At 65.3% G+C, this 15,504-nt stretch carries 16 protein-coding genes; 6 read left to right on the top strand and 10 right to left on the bottom strand.

Translation table 11 applies throughout. From position 1 onward, the window contains the following. From NTH_RS05855 to NTH_RS05840, 4 genes are read right to left on the bottom strand one after another with little or no spacing between them, the layout of a single operon-like run. Window positions 1-990, bottom strand: coding sequence for a c-type cytochrome (locus NTH_RS05855; RefSeq protein WP_338529147.1), 990 nt, complete (start codon window positions 988-990; stop codon window positions 1-3). Beyond that, window positions 987-2,063 carry a c-type cytochrome gene (locus NTH_RS05850; protein ID WP_338529146.1) on the bottom strand — a complete coding sequence of 359 codons (1,077 nt, stop codon included), beginning with the start codon at window positions 2,061-2,063 and terminating at the stop codon, window positions 987-989. Before NTH_RS05850 ends, NTH_RS05855 begins: the two co-directional genes overlap by 4 nt. A 38-nt stretch (window positions 2,064-2,101) precedes the next feature. After that, on the bottom strand, window positions 2,102-2,689 hold the full coding sequence (locus NTH_RS05845) for a cytochrome c oxidase assembly protein (protein ID WP_338529145.1): 588 nt from the start codon (window positions 2,687-2,689) through the stop codon (window positions 2,102-2,104). Window positions 2,690-2,698: 9 nt separating this feature from the next. Beyond that, entirely contained in the window at window positions 2,699-3,424 is a 726-nt protein-coding gene (locus NTH_RS05840) for a hypothetical protein (protein ID WP_338529144.1), read from the bottom strand. Between the two features lie 128 nt (window positions 3,425-3,552). Between NTH_RS05840 and NTH_RS05835 the strand changes: the two genes are divergently transcribed. Beyond that, entirely contained in the window at window positions 3,553-4,563 is a 1,011-nt protein-coding gene (locus NTH_RS05835; protein WP_338529143.1) for a DNA topoisomerase IB, read from the top strand. Window positions 4,564-4,743: 180 nt separating this feature from the next. On the opposite strand, the gene NTH_RS05830 is transcribed toward NTH_RS05835, so the two are convergent. Next, window positions 4,744-4,923: a hypothetical protein gene (locus NTH_RS05830; RefSeq protein ID WP_338529142.1), complete on the bottom strand. Its 180-nt coding sequence runs from the start codon at window positions 4,921-4,923 to the stop codon at window positions 4,744-4,746. A 118-nt stretch (window positions 4,924-5,041) separates the two neighbouring features. Between NTH_RS05830 and NTH_RS05825 the strand changes: the two genes are divergently transcribed. Beyond that, window positions 5,042-5,845: an aldo/keto reductase gene (locus NTH_RS05825; protein WP_338529141.1), complete on the top strand. Its 804-nt coding sequence runs from the start codon at window positions 5,042-5,044 to the stop codon at window positions 5,843-5,845. A 45-nt stretch (window positions 5,846-5,890) separates the two neighbouring features. Here NTH_RS05825 and NTH_RS05820 read toward each other — a convergent pair whose 3' ends face one another. Further along, window positions 5,891-7,000 (bottom strand): Gfo/Idh/MocA family protein, encoded by a 1,110-nt coding sequence (locus tag NTH_RS05820; RefSeq protein WP_338529140.1) that lies wholly within the window; start codon window positions 6,998-7,000, stop codon window positions 5,891-5,893. Beyond that, window positions 7,000-8,004, bottom strand: coding sequence for an MDR/zinc-dependent alcohol dehydrogenase-like family protein (locus NTH_RS05815; protein WP_338529139.1), 1,005 nt, complete (start codon window positions 8,002-8,004; stop codon window positions 7,000-7,002). The genes NTH_RS05820 and NTH_RS05815 overlap by 1 nt, the downstream gene beginning before the upstream one ends. 161 nt (window positions 8,005-8,165) lie before the next feature. Here NTH_RS05815 and NTH_RS05810 point away from each other — a divergent pair, with 161 nt between their 5' ends. From NTH_RS05810 to NTH_RS05800, 3 genes are all read left to right on the top strand, one after another. Further along, a complete protein-coding gene (locus NTH_RS05810) occupies window positions 8,166-9,275 on the top strand; it encodes a DUF3182 family protein (RefSeq protein ID WP_338529138.1) in 1,110 nt (369 codons plus the stop codon). Further along, window positions 9,272-10,000, top strand: coding sequence for an alpha/beta hydrolase family protein (locus tag NTH_RS05805; protein ID WP_338529137.1), 729 nt, complete (start codon window positions 9,272-9,274; stop codon window positions 9,998-10,000). Before NTH_RS05810 ends, NTH_RS05805 begins: the two co-directional genes overlap by 4 nt. A 119-nt stretch (window positions 10,001-10,119) precedes the next feature. After that, window positions 10,120-11,478: a UDP-glucose dehydrogenase family protein gene (locus tag NTH_RS05800; protein WP_338529136.1), complete on the top strand. Its 1,359-nt coding sequence runs from the start codon at window positions 10,120-10,122 to the stop codon at window positions 11,476-11,478. A gap of 90 nt (window positions 11,479-11,568) precedes the next feature. Here NTH_RS05800 and NTH_RS05795 read toward each other — a convergent pair whose 3' ends face one another. Then, the gene (locus tag NTH_RS05795) at window positions 11,569-12,756 is read right to left on the bottom strand and encodes an AI-2E family transporter (protein WP_338529135.1); all 1,188 of its coding nucleotides are present in this window, start codon (window positions 12,754-12,756) and stop codon (window positions 11,569-11,571) included. A gap of 349 nt (window positions 12,757-13,105) precedes the next feature. Here NTH_RS05795 and NTH_RS05790 point away from each other — a divergent pair, with 349 nt between their 5' ends. Continuing rightward, entirely contained in the window at window positions 13,106-13,489 is a 384-nt protein-coding gene (locus NTH_RS05790) for a winged helix-turn-helix transcriptional regulator (protein WP_338529134.1), read from the top strand. A gap of 64 nt (window positions 13,490-13,553) precedes the next feature. Here NTH_RS05790 and NTH_RS05785 read toward each other — a convergent pair whose 3' ends face one another. Both NTH_RS05785 and NTH_RS05780 read right to left on the bottom strand, forming a co-directional pair. Then, window positions 13,554-14,897, bottom strand: a complete 1,344-nt coding sequence (locus NTH_RS05785) for an erythromycin esterase family protein (protein WP_338529133.1) — start codon at window positions 14,895-14,897, stop codon at window positions 13,554-13,556. 97 nt (window positions 14,898-14,994) lie between these two features. Then, complete coding sequence (locus tag NTH_RS05780) at window positions 14,995-15,432, bottom strand: DUF2267 domain-containing protein (protein ID WP_338529132.1); 438 nt, start codon at window positions 15,430-15,432, stop codon at window positions 14,995-14,997. Window positions 15,433-15,504: the final 72 nt, after the last annotated feature.

Here is a 15,504-nt window from a genome sequence, read left to right as displayed (position 1 = left end):
CTAATCCAGCCCCTCCAGATAGGCGGCTATGGCGGCAAGTTCGTCCGGTTCGAGATTTTCGTAGGCGGGCATCAGGTTCTCGGGCTTGATGTGCTGGTTGTCCTTGATCCAGCGGGCAAAAGCCTCCGCATCATTGGGAAGGGTCGCCGCCGCCAGGGAGCGGCGCGAGCCGACATGGGTGAGGTCGGGCCCGATCGTCCCGCCGGCCCGGGTTCCCCGTACCGTGTGGCAGGCGCCGCAGCCGTTTTCGAGGAAAAGGTCATGGCCGCGCTGCGCAATCGCGGCCTCGGGCGCGCGTGCCGGCGCGGCTTCCTTCCGCAGCCAGGCGTCATACTCGCCGGGGGGCATGGCTATGATGAAGAACGACATGAGCGCGTGCGCGCCGCCGCAATATTCAGCACACTGGCCGCGACTGACGCCCGGCTCCGTCGCTTCGACGACCAGAGTGTTGGTGCGGCCGGGTATCATGTCCAGCTTGCCGGCAAGCTGGGGAGCCCAGAAGCTGTGGATGACGTTGTCGCTTTCGAGGCGCAGGGCAACGGGCCGTCCCACCGGCAGGCGCAGCTCGTTGGCGCTGACGACCCGGTCGCCATCAGCCGTGGTATAGGCGACCTCCCACCACCAGCGCTTGCCGACGATCGTGATGACGCCGTCTTCCGCACGCGCAACGCGCGAGGCGCCCGCGTCGAGCACGAAAAGACCGTAGCCGAGCAGCAGGCTGAGCAGGACGACCGGCAGAACGATGCCACCGCCGATCACAACCCGGTCCGACCCGAGCCGGGCGCGCCATCTCTGCGGCCCCCACAGAACGATCACGAGCAGGATCAGAACCAGCAGCGTGACGACCACGCTGAGCGCCGTGGCAACGATGAACAGGAAATATATGTCCGCCGCCTCGCGTCCTGTCACCTCAAGTGCCGACTGAGCGCCGGAGCATCCTGGAAGAGCGAGGAGCGCTCCGCCGAGACAGGCCGCGCGTGCGCTCTTCATCGCTCTGCCCCTTGCGCATCAGGATGGGTGGCAAAAAAGGCCGCCACGTCTTCCATGTCCTCCGCCGACAGACGGCGGGCTACGGTCGACATGATATCGGCGTAAGCGGTCTGGCTGCGGGCGCCTGAGCGGAAGAGGCGCAACTGGCCGACGATGTAGTCCCGCGAAAGCCCGCGAAGCCGCGGGAACCGTTCCGATGCCCCGGCGCCATGGCAGGAAAGGCATGGCGGCACGTTGCCGTCCGGCAGTCCGACCGTGGCGATGGTCCGGCCGCGTTCCACGTCTCCCGCCACCTCTCCGGAACCGGTGTCGCTCGACATGGATTGCGCGGCGAAATAGCTGGCGAGACGTTGGATGGCCCGATCGTCCAGCGCTGCGGCTATGGGTTCCATGATGCCGCTCTGGCGCCGGTCGCTGCGGTATTCCCTCAAGGCCCGTTGCAGATAGGCCCCGGCCTGGGCGGAGAGCGCCGGCACTTCCGGTGAAACCGGCGGCTGTCCGCTGTTTCCATGACAGGTTACGCACAGCGCCGGGCTCGCCGGGCGGGCGGCCAGCTCAGAAACGCCGGCGCGGGGATGGCTGCCGGGGCCGGCAAGGTCGGCGAGTTCCCGTTCTCCGGCATCCGGCAGCCGGCGCAGGAAGGCCACCAGCGCCCAGACCTCGTCGTTCCTATCCTGCCCCGCCCAGGCCGGCATGCCGGTGAACTTCAGCCCATTGTCGATTATCCAGGCGAGTTCGGCCGGATCCCATTTCAGCGCTGCGTGCTCAAGCCTGGGAGGCGCCGGGTACATCTTCTGCATGATCGGGCTGGCATCTTCGCCGGGCATGCCATGGCATGGGGCACAGCCAAGCCGGAAATGGCGCGCGCCCAGTCGGGCCAGGCGCTCGTCGCCGAGATCGGCCGGCACTTCGTCGGGACTGTGGACCGCGACCGACCGGTTGAGAACGAACTTGATGATGCGCTCGGTTATCTGGAAATGCTGCACCGAGGCCGCGACATTGTAGATGCCCGAAGCGGCAAAGAGCGTGGCTCCGACTGCACCTATCGCCAGATAGGCCACAAGCCAGAGCAACGCCCTTCGCCAGTTCAGATCAGGCGGAAAGCTCCATTTCACGGCCGCAACCGCTCGAAAAGGCGGCTGGCGTTCTGCTCATCCACGATGATCCATCGCCGCACGATCAGAATGCCGCCAAGCACGTAGGTAAGGGGGCAGAAAATGAGCATGAGGAGACCGGCCGCCTGCTGGTCGGCGAGGAGGCTGCCCACGGATGTTGAGGACGGATGACCCATCGGCTCATAAAGCGGCCGCGGCGAAAAGACGAGAAGCACGCCAAGCAGGCAAAACAGCTTTCCGGTGACCAGAAGCGCGGCTATCGAACGCCATGGCGAGACGCTGGCGGCGTGCAATACCGCGCGCCAGAACAGGAGCGCCGTCAGGAACAGAGAAAGGTGCATCGCCGCGCCTATCAGCGGCTGCGTGGAAGCGGAGGCGAAAGCGGCTGGAACATGCCACGCCCACAGGACCGCCAGCTGGAGGCCCGTCGCCGCCGCGACGCCGAACGGCAGAGGCGGAGCCTCCCGCCGCGTCCGATGCCAGAGATAGGCCAGGACCGGCGCAAAGAGGTTCATCGCCAGGATATGCGCAGCCATGTGTTTTGCGAGGTGCCCGGACAGATCCACCATAGCTGCTGAACACAAAGGCCGGCCTTAGGTTCCTCGCCTCCCGGCCATATATGTGCGGCGGTTGCTCCTCTCCCGGGCCGGTATCTTCCCTTCCATCCACCGTTCGAGAGCCTGCTGCTCGGCCCGGGAGCGGATTTGCGTTGCCGTCAGGGACCGCGGCATCAAGACGTCGCCGCCGTCGTCCCTCCCGATGTCGAAGGTCCGGCAGGCGGCGACGAGGGCATCCTGCGCCGTGTATGTGGCGACGACGGTGAGGGTGACCTCGCAGATCGCCGACGTCACGCCTGCGCTGGAAGCAGCCCTGTCGAGGAGATGGTGGTAGGTGCCGACGCTGATGAACTCACCGCTGTCCAGCGGCCCCTGGAACCATTGCGGGCGCAGGTCGCTGTTCTCGGTGGTCTTGATGTCCAGATCGAGATCGCTCAGGGAGCAGCGCCGCCGCACTATGGAATCCTGCTCGCCGCGGAAGCCGATATCGGCGATGACCGCCTCGACGTAAATCGGTTCGACGCTCATATTGGCGATCACGCAGTGGGCGTGAAGGGTGTGCCCGGCGCCGCGATTGATCAGGATCTTGGCTCTCAGGCGGTGGCGGTAGCTGCTGAGCAGAATCTGGAAATACAACGTCCAGATCGCGAGCGTGAAAATGCTCGCCAGGGCGCTCACCGGCCCATGATTGTCCTGCAGCCAAGTCCACATCGAAAGAAATCCGTTCTCGCGGGCGAGAACCCAACGCCTGCGGCCATGCACGGTTCCCCTCCGGTCTCCCGAGGAGCGGCGAAGGCTCGGGAACAAATGCACCGTCCGGGCTTTTCTGACGGGCGGCGGCGACGATCACTCCCCCCGCAAAGAGGTCTTGCAGGAGGAGCCCGGAGCACATGCGGCTCGTGCATATGAACGACAGCACGGAAGGCATCCGCCGGCGCAGGGCCGGCCGGGGCTTCTCCTATATCGCGCCGGGCGGCGGCAGGGTGGAGGACGAGGAGACGCTTGCCCGCATCCGCTCCCTCGCCATCCCGCCGGCCTGGACCGACGTCTGGATCTCGCCGGTCGCGGAGGGCCATATCCAGGCCGTGGGGCGGGACCAGCGCGGGCGCAAGCAGTACCGCTACCATCCGGACTGGATCGCCATCCGCAACGACGTGAAGTTCGCCAGCATCGTCCGGTTCGCCGAAGCGCTGCCCACGATCCGCGCGCGTATCGACGCCGATCTCCGGCGGCACGGCATGCCGCGGGAAAAGGTGCTGGCATCGATCGTGAGCCTGCTCGACAAGACGCTGATCCGCATCGGGAACGACATCTATGAGCGGGACAATGGAAGCTTCGGGCTGACCACGCTCCGGTCGCAGCATGTGGGCGTCAACGGATCCACCGTGCGCTTTGCGTTTCGGGGCAAGTCGGGCCGCGAGTGGAAGCTGAAGCTCGTCGACCGCCGCATCGCGCGGATCATCGCCACGATCGAGGAACTGCCGGGCCAGCGCCTGTTTCAATATATCGGCGACAGCGGCAGACGGGTCCCGATCCACTCCCATGACGTCAACGACTATATCCGCGACGCGATCGGCGACGACTTCACGTCGAAGCACTTCCGCACATGGGCGGCCACCACCTTTGCCGCCATCCAGTTGTCGGAGCGCGAAATCCCGTCGAGCAAGCGCGGAAGGACGCGCTGCGCCAACGAAGTCATCGATGCGGTGGCCCGCAAGCTGCGGAACACGCGCGCGGTATGCCGCAAGGGCTACATCCACCCGGCCGTGCTCGATGCATGGTCGGCCGGAACACTGGGCGAGGAGATGGCGAGCCTCCGGCGACGCTTCCGCAAGCCGCTCACAGGGCTCGGTGCCGACGAAACGCTCGTCCTTCGATGGCTGAAATCGCACGAGACGTGACCATCCGCGCAAAGGAAGAAGGACCGGCTGGTTGGCCGATCCTTCCGCGGCGCAATGCCGCTTCAGACGATGGCTGGTGGGGCGGGGGGAGGTGAGCTGCACCCATCGTCTGAATGGTGCTCCGGTCCGCTTCCGCGTCCGGGGCCATTCCGTTACCTGCAGACCGCGGACCTGCGCCGGTCAATCCAGGTCGCGAATGAAGTGGGCCTCCTGTTCGAGGATGCGGGCGACTTCCTCCGCCGTGAGGTGCGTGAGCATCAGGCTGATGCAGCACTCCAGATAGGTCACGGACGATCGGCGCAGGTAGTCCGCCTTGCTCTGCCGCGCGAGGCGATCGATGTCTTTCTTCGGGGCGGTCATGGGCTGGTCCTATTCATCATGCTGATCTCCTGCGAACAGTCCCCCGCCGAACAAACGACCCGCGGAAAAGTTCTGCCGGGCATGGTCCAAATTTCAGGAAAATCGAAAGGGACAAGGCATGACCCCTCAAACCACCATTGAGTTGCGCAGCGGAAATGCCATGCCGGTGCTGGGGCTCGGGACGTGGCAGCTTACCGACCACACCGCAGAAACCATCGCCAAGGCGCTTGAACTCGGCTATCCGATGATCGACACGTCCGGCGACTACGGCACGCAGCCGGGCATCGGCGAGGGCATCGAGCGCAGCGGCATGGCGCGGGACGCCTTCTTCCTCGTCACCAAGGTCGAGGAAACCGACGACGCGTATCAGGCGGTCAAGGACAATCTCGACCAGTTGAAACTCGACTACGCCGACCTCATGCTGATCCACCGGCCGCCACCGCAGGGCCCGGGAACGGAGCTGTGGGAGGGGCTGATGCGGGCGCGCGACGAGGGGCTGACCCGCGACATCGGCGTCAGCAACTATTCGGCCGGGCAGATCGACGCGCTGATCGAAGCGACCCAGGAGACGCCGGCCGTCAACCAGATCGAATGGAGCCCGTTCGGGCACAGCGACGCGATGCTGCGCCATGCAAAGGCGCACCGGATGGTCATCCAGGCCTATAGTCCCCTGACGCGGGAAAAGCGCCTTGACGATGCGGTGCTGAAGCGCGTCGCCGACAGCCACGGCAAGACGCCGGCGCAGGTTCTCATCCGATGGAACCTTCAGCTGGGAACGGTTCCCCTGCCGAAGGCAAATCAGGAAAAGCACCTGCACGAGGATCTGGACGTTTTCGACTTCTCGCTTTCGGATGACGAGATGAACACGCTGAGCCAGCTCAACGAGCATTATTCCTCATTGGGGCGGCTGCCTTACATCTAGATCAGTCCCCTCCCGAAATCGCTCCGGACGGCGCGGATAGGGCTTCTATCCGCGCCGGGCGGCCTTCTTGAACTGTGTGACCGCTTCGGTGCGGGAGGCCGGAGTCGGTCCTTCGCCAAAGGCTGTATCCCCTACGTTGCGCCCGTAGATGAGGTCCAGCGCGCGTGCCGTGTGCACATAGGTCTCGGCCGAGGCGTCGAAACCCTCTCCTTGCGAAAGCTGCTGCGCCCAGGCGACGGCGGCGCGTCCGCCCCAGTCGTCCGGCGGCGTAACGAGAACCTCCTTGCCGGTGCCCTTCCTGATCTGTGCGGTGAAGTCGTAGAAAGAGCCGTCGACATTTGCCAGGGCGAGGGCGCCCTGGTCGCCATAGAAGATTGCGGAGATGTCGGCGTCGCAGCCCGCATTCAGCCGCCACGAGCAAGCGATGCGGGCGATGGCGCCTGTGTCGGTTTCGAGGGTGGCCGCGGCATAGTCCTCGACAATGCGGCTGCGCGGGTCGAGCCGCTTGCCACCGGCAAAGAGCCTGGCATGCGCTTCGCTCACGCGCGGGAATTCGAGCGTCCACAGGAACAGGTCGACGAGATGAACGCCGAGATCGGTAACGCAGCCGCCCCCGGACAGCCTGGCGTCGTAGAACCATGGCTTGTCCGGCCCGTAGGCGTTGTGGAAGGTCAGGTCGGCAGCAAAGACCTCGCCTATGGCTCCTTGCCGCAGACGATCGCGGATGCATCTCATGGCGGCGGTATGGCGATAGGACAGGTCGACGCCGAGAAGACGGTCGGCCTTCCGCGCCGCACGGACGACCGCGGCCGTTTCCTCCGCGTTCAGCCCAAGCGGCTTCTGGCAGAATACGGCCAGTCCGCGCTCCAGCGCCTGGATCGACTGTGCGGCGTGCAGAGCGCTCGGGGTGGCGATCACCACGCCGTCCAGATCCAGCCCGAGGAGATCCTCGAAGGTGGGCGCGACGACCGCGTCCGGCGCCGCAGCGACGGCGGCGTCGATCATCTCCGGGGAAGGATCACACAGCGCCTTCACCTCGGCGAGTCCCGAGGCCATGACAGCCTCCATCCTGTGACGGCCGATCCAGCCGAGCCCCAGAAAACCGAGCCGGGGCCGAGCGCCATGATCGTTGGGAAAACGTATCGTGTCGTTCATTATGGAAATGTCACCATGGCTTTCATGAAACCTTCAGGGCGGTCCTGGGTGAGCTCCAGCGCCTCTCCCAGGCGGGCCAGCGGCAGGCGGTGGGTCAGAAGATCGTCGATGGACACGGCGCCGTCCTCGATCATGCGTATGCCGTCGACCACGCCCTGCCTGTATTGGGCCAGCTGGCGCTCATGGGCGTTCACCACGTCGATGCCTTTCCAGTTCCATTGCTGCATGTTGACCGTGCGCGGCCCGTCCTGGTGGTAGCCGGCCACGATCAGCTTCGCCCGCTCGCCGGCGATCTCCGATGCAAGGTCGAGGGGCCATTGCTTGCCAGTCGCCTCGATCACCCGCTCGCAGAAGGCGCCCCCGGTGAGTTCGGCGACGCGCTGCACGATTTCGGCGTGATCCTCCATCGGGATCGTTTCCCAGGCGCCGTGGCTCCTGGCGATGTCTAGCGCCCACCGGCGCCGGGTGATCGCAATGACCTCGGCACCGCTGAGCGTTGCGAGCCGGGCAAGGACGGCGCCCAGAAAGCCGATGCCTATGATCGCCACGCGCTGGCCGGCACGGATGTCGCTGCGGCGAAAGATGTTCATGGCGCAGCCGATCGGCTCGCCCGGGAAAGGGCGGGCGGCAAGGGATTCGGGCAGCCGGATCACGGCTTCCGCGTCCCCGACGTCATATTCGGCATAGCTGTTCTGGAAGAGGGCGACGACGCGGTCGCCGACCTCGAGGCCTTCCACATCCGGCGAGACGCTGTCGACGACGCCCCAGCCTTCGTGGCCGAGGGCGCCCGGCGCCGTCGGATATTCCATCCATTCGGGCCCCTGCCAGGGAACGACGTTGGAGGCGCAGACGCCGCATCCTTCCATGCGCACCCTGACCTGGCCGCTGCCCGGGACGGGGATCGGCGCGTCCACCAGCGCCACCCGGCGCGGCCCTGTCAGGACCGCGGCTTTCATCGTTTCCGCGCGGACGCCGGTCTGTTTTTCGCTCAGCGTCAGTTCCATTCATATCTCCTCTGGTGCTTCTGCACACGAAACGACCTCGCGATAATGAAGTTCCGACAGAAGATGAAGATGTCTCAGCCGGGACCCGGCACCGGCCGTCCTATCGGAACAATCGCCCTTTTGGACCGTTGCTTGCGCTTACCCGCAGATTGGAGTTGGCAATGCAGGAACGTGCCGGCGATGCCGTTCGTAAGGCCAGGCCGCTGCTCACGTGGGGCTGCCGAGGAGAGGCTGGCCACGAGGAGGCGGCTCATATCGTGCTGGCGAAACGCGCGGCGCTTCTTCTCGGTTTCGACTACAGGGGCCGGCTGGAGGATTTTCCGGGCGACGGCCGTCCGTACTGCGTTCCGCGCGATACGCTTTGCGGCGACGAGGGCTCGCCATGTCTTGCCGGCCTGACGGAAACGGACCTGCTCGGAGGATGGGTGCCGCGTCGGCTGTTCGCCACCAAGGCGATCATCCATCCGCTCGCTCCGGGCGAGGCCGCGCCTCCCGGCTGGCCGCACGCCTTCACGGCGGATGCGAGGGGACTGACCCTTTGCGGTTTCACCGCCCTCACGCGCGCCGGCGCCATGCATTGCGGAACCACGCTTCTGCGAAGCGGGGATATCCGCGTCAAGGCTGTGAGCGCCAGCGGCGGCAAGCAGCAATATGTCGCGCGCACGGCCGGCGAACTCTCCGACATCATCGACGGGTTCGACGGCGACTGCGCGCTCCAGGACAGTCTCGTCCTGGAGGAAAACCTGTCGGACGTGCGCACCTACAGCGTCGGGCAGACGAGGCTGGGCGGCATGGTCGCGGCCTATGTCGGCCAGCAGGACCTGACGGCCGACAACCGCGGCGAAACGGTCTATGGCGGGTCGCGGCTTTCCGTCGTCCGCGGCGGATACCGCGAGCTCCTGTCCATGCTGTCGGACGAGGACGAGGCCATCTGCCGCATGGCGGTGCAGTTCGATCGGCTGGCGGCCCGGCGGCTGGGACTTGTCGCATCGCGACGCAACTACGACATCGTCACCGGCATCGACGGCGCGGGGCGTCGCAAGGCCGCGGTCCTGGAGCAGTCCTGGCGCGTCGGCGGCGCAACGGGCGCGGAAATCGCCGCGCTGGAAGCCTTCGAGCATCGGCCCGACCTCAATCATGTCCAAGCAGCAACTGTGGAACGATATGGGCAGGGGACGGTTCCTCCTGGACACGCCACCATCTATTTCCGGGGGAACGACCCGTCGGTCGGGCCGTTCCTGAAATACGCTGTATTGCAGGATGAGCATTGAAGAAGACAGAGGCGCATATAAAGGTGGATGGCCGGCAACTGGCCGGACATTTCTTTGAGCCCAGCACGGGCTGGCCGGGAATACTGTTCATCCATGGCTGGGCCGGCAGCCAGAAGCGCGACGAAAAGCGCTCGCGCGCCATTTCCCGGCTGGGATGCATCTGCCTGACATTCGACATGCGCGGCCATGGGCTGACCCAGGAGGAGCAGCAAACGGTCACGCGGGACGACAATCTCGCCGACATTCGTGCCGCCTACGACGTGCTTGCCTCGCATCCGGCCGTCGACGCCTCGTCGATCGCCGTCATCGCCAGCAGCTATGGCGCCTATCTGTCGACGTTCCTCGCGGCGGAACGGCCGGTGCGCTGGCTGGCGCTGCGCGTTCCGGCGCTTTACCGGGACGACGACTGGGACATTCCGAAATACGCGTTGGACAGGAAGGAGCTGCAGCTTTTCAGAAGCAAGCAGGTTCCCCTGCACAGCAACCGCGCCCTGCGCCAATGCCGGGAATTCGGCGGCGACGTTCTCGTCGTCGAGTCGGAGAACGACCATCTCGTTCCGCACCCGACGATAGCCAGCTATCTGGCGTCCTTCAGCAACGCGCACTCCATAACCCACCGGATCATCTCGGGAGCCGACCATGCATTGTCGGAGCCTGAAAGCCGCCGTTCCTATGACGAACTCCTGCTGCGCTGGGTGAGGGAGATGGTGCTCGACGCCCGCTGAGCGGGTTCGGCGCGGGCGGCCGGCGCCACCTTCATCAGCAGCATCAATGTCTTCAGCGGGAACAACGACCATTGCAGCCAGTTAGAGGCAAAATTTCCAATGGCTTCAGGAGTCACCCAATGGACGTCGCCATAATCGGTACAGGATATGTAGGATTGACCACCGGTGTCTGCCTCGCGCTTCTCGGGCACGAGGTCCGGTGTCACGACGTCGATCCGGGCCGGATGGACAAGCTGGCGCGAGGCCGGCCGCCAATCTACGAACCGGGCATGGAGCAGGCGATGCGGGCTGCCGCGCGCAAGCGCTCGCTGCACTTCGTTTCCGAGCTCGCCGATGCGGTGCGCGGTGCAAAGGCGGTTTTTCTATCGGTCGGGACACCGTCGCTACCCGATGGCGACATAGACCTTTCCTATCTGGAGGCGGCGGCCCGGCAGATCGCGCCGCTTCTGGCGCCTTTCACGACCGTGGTCGTCAAATCCACGGTGACGGTGGGCTCGTGCCGCCGTCTGGAGCAGATCATCAGGGATGTCCGCGGCGCAGGGGATTTTGCCGTCGCGGCCAATCCGGAGTTCCTGCGGGAAGGCTCGGCCATCGACGATTTCATGCATCCCGACCGGATCATCATCGGCTCGGACGACGAACGGGCGACCACCACGCTGAAGGAACTCTACGGGCCCCTCGTGGCGCGGACGGACGCTCCGGTGCTCGTCACCAGCGCCGAGAATGCGGAAATGGTCAAGCATGCCGCGAACGCCTTCCTGGCCATGAAGATCGGTTTCATCAACGAGGTGGCGGATCTGTGCGAGCGGGCCGGCGCCGACGTGACCACCGTCGCCAAGGGCATCGGGCTCGACCAGCGCATCGGCCCTGCCTTCCTGCAGGCCGGGCCCGGCTTCGGCGGATCGTGCTTTCCCAAGGACGCCCGGGCCTTCGCGGCGACCGGGCGCCGCAATGGCGTGCCGCAAAGCCTCGTGGAAACGCTCATAGAAGGCAACGACCGGAGGAAGACGGCGCTGGCGCGCCGCATCGCGTTCAAGGCCAACCTTCGCAAGGGAGCGGTGGTGGCGGTCCTCGGCGTCGCGTTCAAGGCGGCGACCGACGACGTGCGCGAATCGCCCGCCCTGGCGTTCATCCCCGCGCTGCAGGATCAGGGATTCGTGGTCCGTGCGTTTGATCCGCAGGCGATGCCGACAGCCGCCAAGGAACTGCCGGACGTGAACTGGTGCAGCGATGCCTATGAAGCGGCCACCGGCGCCGATGCCGTCGTCATACTGACGGACTGGAAGAACTTTACCGAACTCGATCTGGGGCGGCTGTCGGAGCGCATGAAGGGCTCGACCTTGTTCGACTTCCGCAACATCCTGCAGCCGGAGGCCGTGGCCGCCTGCGGGATGACCTATTTCGGCGTCGGACGAGCCGGCCTTCCCGGCGATAAAAGGCAATATGTGGAAAAGCGGGCCGTCGCCGCGGCAAACTAACTCAACCAACTATTTGATTCTACGCGGTTCCGGGCGGAAAAGCGGCTTCCGCTTTTCATGGAACCGCTTCCAGGACCGCCGCGCCGGCGCTCATCGTGGTGGTTCGGGGTACTGCTTTGGATCGCCCGGCGCCGACCTTTCGGCGGGCGGCGGCAATCGCATCTCGTGGAGCCATTCGCGCCAGATGGCGACGAGCAGCGCCATCAGCACCGGGCCGATGAACAGGCCCAGGAAGCCCATGGTCTTCACACCGCCGATGAGGCCGAAGAAGGTCGGCAGGAAGGGCAGCTTGATCGGTCCTCCGACCAGCCTTGGCCGCAACGTCTTGTCGACGATGAAGAGTTCGGTCGAGCCCCAGGCAAACAGCGCCAGGCCGGCGATCGGGGAGCCGCTTGCGACAAGGTAGATGGAAACGAGGGTGAAGGACAGCGGCGCGCCGCCCGGTATCAGCGCCATCAGCCCCGTAAGAACGCCCAGCGTCACCGGCGAAGGGACACCGGCCAGCCAGTATGCGACGCCCAGAACGATGCCCTCGCCGATGGCGATCAGCGTCATGCCGGTGACCGTGGAGCTGATGGTGGCGGGCACGACGCGCGAAATCCTCTCCCAGCGCGTGGGCAAGATGCGCTCGCCCAGCGTATCGAGCTGCGCGACGAATTCCTCGCCGTCGCGGAAGACGAAGAACAGGGCGATCAACATGAAAAGCAGGGTCAGGAACAGGTCGAAGACGCCGGTTCCCGTGGCCAGGACCGCGCGATAGATGCTGCCGATATTGGCACCGTTGAGGAGCTGCACGAGCTCTCCGATAGCGCCGGGATGGCCGACATACCGGTCCCACTGCTCGCTCAGCCAGTCGCCGATACCGGGCAGGGCGGCAATCCAGTCCGGCGTCGGCGCACCCACCTCGTTGGTCTGCGCAGCCCAGGTGAACCACAAACCGATCTCCTCGATCGCATAGCTGATCGCCAAGGCGATCGGAACGATGAGAAAGGCGAGGATCAGCAGGAGGGCGATGGTCGCCGCGGCTGTCCTGTTGCCGCCGACGCGCTTCAGGAGGGCGCGGTAGAGCGGCCAACTGGCAAAGCCGATGACCAGCGCGGCGAGAACGGGGACCAGGAAACCGTGAAAGAAGTAGATGCCCGCGGCAATCACCAGCACCAGCAGCCAGCGGGCGACCGACAGAGGCGGAATCAATGCAACGCGGGAGGATGCCGAGGTTCCGAGCCAACGCGGCTGCGGGCCAGTATCCGGCGTCTTGTTGCCGCTGCGCGATTCCATCACCGATTTCCCATATCATTGCCGAAACATATCGGAGCCACGGCAGCGTCATCGATGCAAGCGCGAATTGTCGTCCAGGCGGTTCTTGGTGCCATCTGCCTGCGCTCAAGATGAAGCCGTCAGGTCGTTTCGCCATTTCCCCAAGCGGCAAACCTGTCTAACTTCCTGTAGCGGCTCTCGCAATCTCACGGCACGCTTTCATGCTTTGCGGCAAGCTCGACCGGGATGGAGTCGACCTTCTCCAGCAAAGGCCCGATGCGCCGGACATGTGCAGCGAAGGCATCGGTCTGTGCCCACGCCTTCTGGGCCTCCTTCGCTGGAAGTACGGTTTTGAAAATCGGGAGCTAACATGAGTGTAAGCCCAACCTACACCGCCGATGCCGATCCGCTTCACGCGGACTGTCCCGGCCGCGAGGTCTTCGAACTGATCACGAGCCGGTGGGTGCTGCTCATCCTTTGGGCGCTCAAGGACGGCACGCAGCGCTTCTACCATCTGCGTGACCGGATCGAGGGGATCAGCGAGAGAATGCTGTCGCAGAACCTCAAGAGCCTGTGCCGCAACGGCCTCATCGAGCGCTATGTCGAGCCCACCGTGCCGCCCAAGGTGAGCTACGCCCTCACGCCGGCGGGGCAGGATCTGCTATCGATCATGGATGGACTTGCCGGATGGATCGGGCGGCAGTTGCCGGCCATCGAAGAGGCCCGCCAGCGCTACGACCGCATGGAGCGCTGACCGGCGGGGGCGGCCGCCGGTCGCGCTTGGATGGGAGCCTTTTTCGCGCTTTCCTCGAACCGCCCTACACGCCGAAGGGATAGGTTTCGGGAACGCCATGCGGGCGTTCCGTGGGCAGCGGCGTGACGGCGCTGGTCTCGTCGAACCAGACATAGGCGTCGAACTGCTCCGGCAGAACGGCCTCGAAATAGTGGCTGTAAAGCTCGCTCTCGGGCCTGTAGATGACGCCGATGGCCCGTTCCAGGCGAGGCGCGCTCAGCGCCTCGCGCAACTCGCGATTGGCTGGCGCGCGCAGATCGGTCAGCGAGGTTGCGATGCCCGACTGACGGAAGATCCGCTCGTAGGAATCGGGGCGCGAGGGGGTTATGTCCTTGATGCGCATGGGGCCGCCCCAGTCGTCGGCGGCGGCGACCGTGCCGCGGTCGGTGCCGAAGCCGATCAGGGCGGCGGCATCGCCATAGGCCGTCCGGCACAATTCGCCGATGTTGAACTCGCCCTGCCAGCCCATTGCCGTGGCCGCGGCATTGCCGATATGGGAATTGTGCGCCCAAATGACGGCCTTGGAATCCGGCCCGCGCGCATCCAAAACGTGCTGGAGCGTGTCGAACATGTGCCGGTCGCGCAGGTTCCAGGATTCGGTCGAGCCGTGATACATGATGCGGTAGTACTGCTCGGCCGCGCGCACTATACGGGCGTTCTGCGCCGCGCTGAGAAATTCCTCGCCGTCCGCCGCGACATATTCCAGCCGCTTTTCGAGCAGCGCCCGAAGCTGGGCGACGACCTCGTCCTCGCAGGTGTCGCGCGCGCCCCTGAGCATGGCGCGGCCGTAGTGGGCAGGGTCGGCCTGCCACGGCGTGAGGCATCCGTAGCGACGGCGCGCGGCTTCGGCGGCCTCCGGGTCGACACGATCGAGATAGTCGACGACGGCGGCGATGGAGGCGGACATGGAATAGACGTCGAGGCCGCGGAACTCGACCCTGTCCTCGGCGGACAGATGCTCATTGTGGCCGCGCATCCAATCCACGAAATCGGCGAACTCCCTGTTGCGCCACATCCAGGTGGGGAAGCGGGCGAAGGTCTCCTCGTCGTAGCGGCCCGCCCGCCGGTGGCGCACATGGCGGTCCACCCGCGCGGCATCCGGCCAGTCCGATTCGACCGCCACGACGTTGAAGCCATGACGCTCGATCAGCCGGCGGGTGATGGCCGCGCGGGCACGGTAGAACTCGGATGTGCCATGGGTCGCCTCGCCGAGCAGCACCACGCGGGCGTCGGCGAAGCGGTCGAACATGGTGCCGAAGAGCTCCGGCTTTTCCGGCGGGGGGAGCTGTTCGCAGCGGTCACGCACCCAGCTCGCCGCTTCGTCGGCATGGCGGGCTCTGGTGCTTTGGGTCGTTCCGGCGTCAGCCATCTCACATCTCCCTGCAGATCAGTTCACCGTTTCACAGAAACGCCGAACTGATCCAACTGCTTGATTTGAAACCGGCTTCCGGTTTCCTGGAATTGCTCTAAACGCCTACGCTTTCCGGCCACAGCGCCTGCAGATCCTTGGGCAGCGCCTCGCGCACCTTGGCCGACTGGCCAAGATCGATATGGTGGGTGATGACGCGGAAAACGGTCTGGGTCGCCTTGGCGGGGTCGACCGGCCTGATGTCGGCCAGCCCTTCCTCTACACGCTCCAGAAAAGCCTCCTGGGAGCGGGTAATGTCCGGCTGCCGCGAAGGCTGGTACTGGTCGTAGTAAAGGCCGCGGATCAGCAGCGGCAGCTCGGCGCCCAGATGGGCGGACAGATCCGCCGGCAGCCGGTCGCGCAGCGCCTTCAGCACCGCGCCCAGTATGTGCCATGCGACCTGCCGGTCGCCGCCATGGTCGGCCATGATCTCGTTGAGCCAGATGTTCGTGGTCTGGATCGTTTTGTCAAAAACTTCTGGGCCTGTGCTCGTCATCGTTCAGCCCTCCCAGGTTTACTGTTGATGGAAACGCCGGGGCGTTGCCCGGTCCGTGCGCTCACAACGCAT

The sequence above is a fragment of the Nitratireductor thuwali genome (genome assembly GCF_036621415.1).
GTDB classification, from domain to species: Bacteria; Pseudomonadota; Alphaproteobacteria; order Rhizobiales; family Rhizobiaceae; genus Chelativorans; species Chelativorans thuwali.
The sequence above is the reverse complement of the archived record's forward strand: the minus strand, read 5'-3'. Positions and strand labels throughout refer to the sequence as shown.

What these genes read in the sequence shown, in the direction of transcription:
- NTH_RS05785 (WP_338529133.1), bottom strand. Translation starts at nt 14,897, where the DNA reads ATGGCTGACGCCGGAACGACCCAAAGCACCAGAGCCCGCCATGCCGAC.
- NTH_RS05855 (WP_338529147.1), bottom strand. Translation starts at nt 990, where the DNA reads ATGAAGAGCGCACGCGCGGCCTGTCTCGGCGGAGCGCTCCTCGCTCTT.
- NTH_RS05800 (WP_338529136.1), top strand. Translation starts at nt 10,120, where the DNA reads ATGGACGTCGCCATAATCGGTACAGGATATGTAGGATTGACCACCGGT.
- NTH_RS05820 (WP_338529140.1), bottom strand. Translation starts at nt 7,000, where the DNA reads ATGAACGACACGATACGTTTTCCCAACGATCATGGCGCTCGGCCCCGG.
- NTH_RS05795 (WP_338529135.1), bottom strand. Translation starts at nt 12,756, where the DNA reads ATGGAATCGCGCAGCGGCAACAAGACGCCGGATACTGGCCCGCAGCCG.
- NTH_RS05830 (WP_338529142.1), bottom strand. Translation starts at nt 4,923, where the DNA reads ATGACCGCCCCGAAGAAAGACATCGATCGCCTCGCGCGGCAGAGCAAG.
- NTH_RS05835 (WP_338529143.1), top strand. Translation starts at nt 3,553, where the DNA reads ATGCGGCTCGTGCATATGAACGACAGCACGGAAGGCATCCGCCGGCGC.
- NTH_RS05815 (WP_338529139.1), bottom strand. Translation starts at nt 8,004, where the DNA reads ATGGAACTGACGCTGAGCGAAAAACAGACCGGCGTCCGCGCGGAAACG.
- NTH_RS05810 (WP_338529138.1), top strand. Translation starts at nt 8,166, where the DNA reads ATGCAGGAACGTGCCGGCGATGCCGTTCGTAAGGCCAGGCCGCTGCTC.
- NTH_RS05825 (WP_338529141.1), top strand. Translation starts at nt 5,042, where the DNA reads ATGACCCCTCAAACCACCATTGAGTTGCGCAGCGGAAATGCCATGCCG.
- NTH_RS05790 (WP_338529134.1), top strand. Translation starts at nt 13,106, where the DNA reads ATGAGTGTAAGCCCAACCTACACCGCCGATGCCGATCCGCTTCACGCG.
- NTH_RS05780 (WP_338529132.1), bottom strand. Translation starts at nt 15,432, where the DNA reads ATGACGAGCACAGGCCCAGAAGTTTTTGACAAAACGATCCAGACCACG.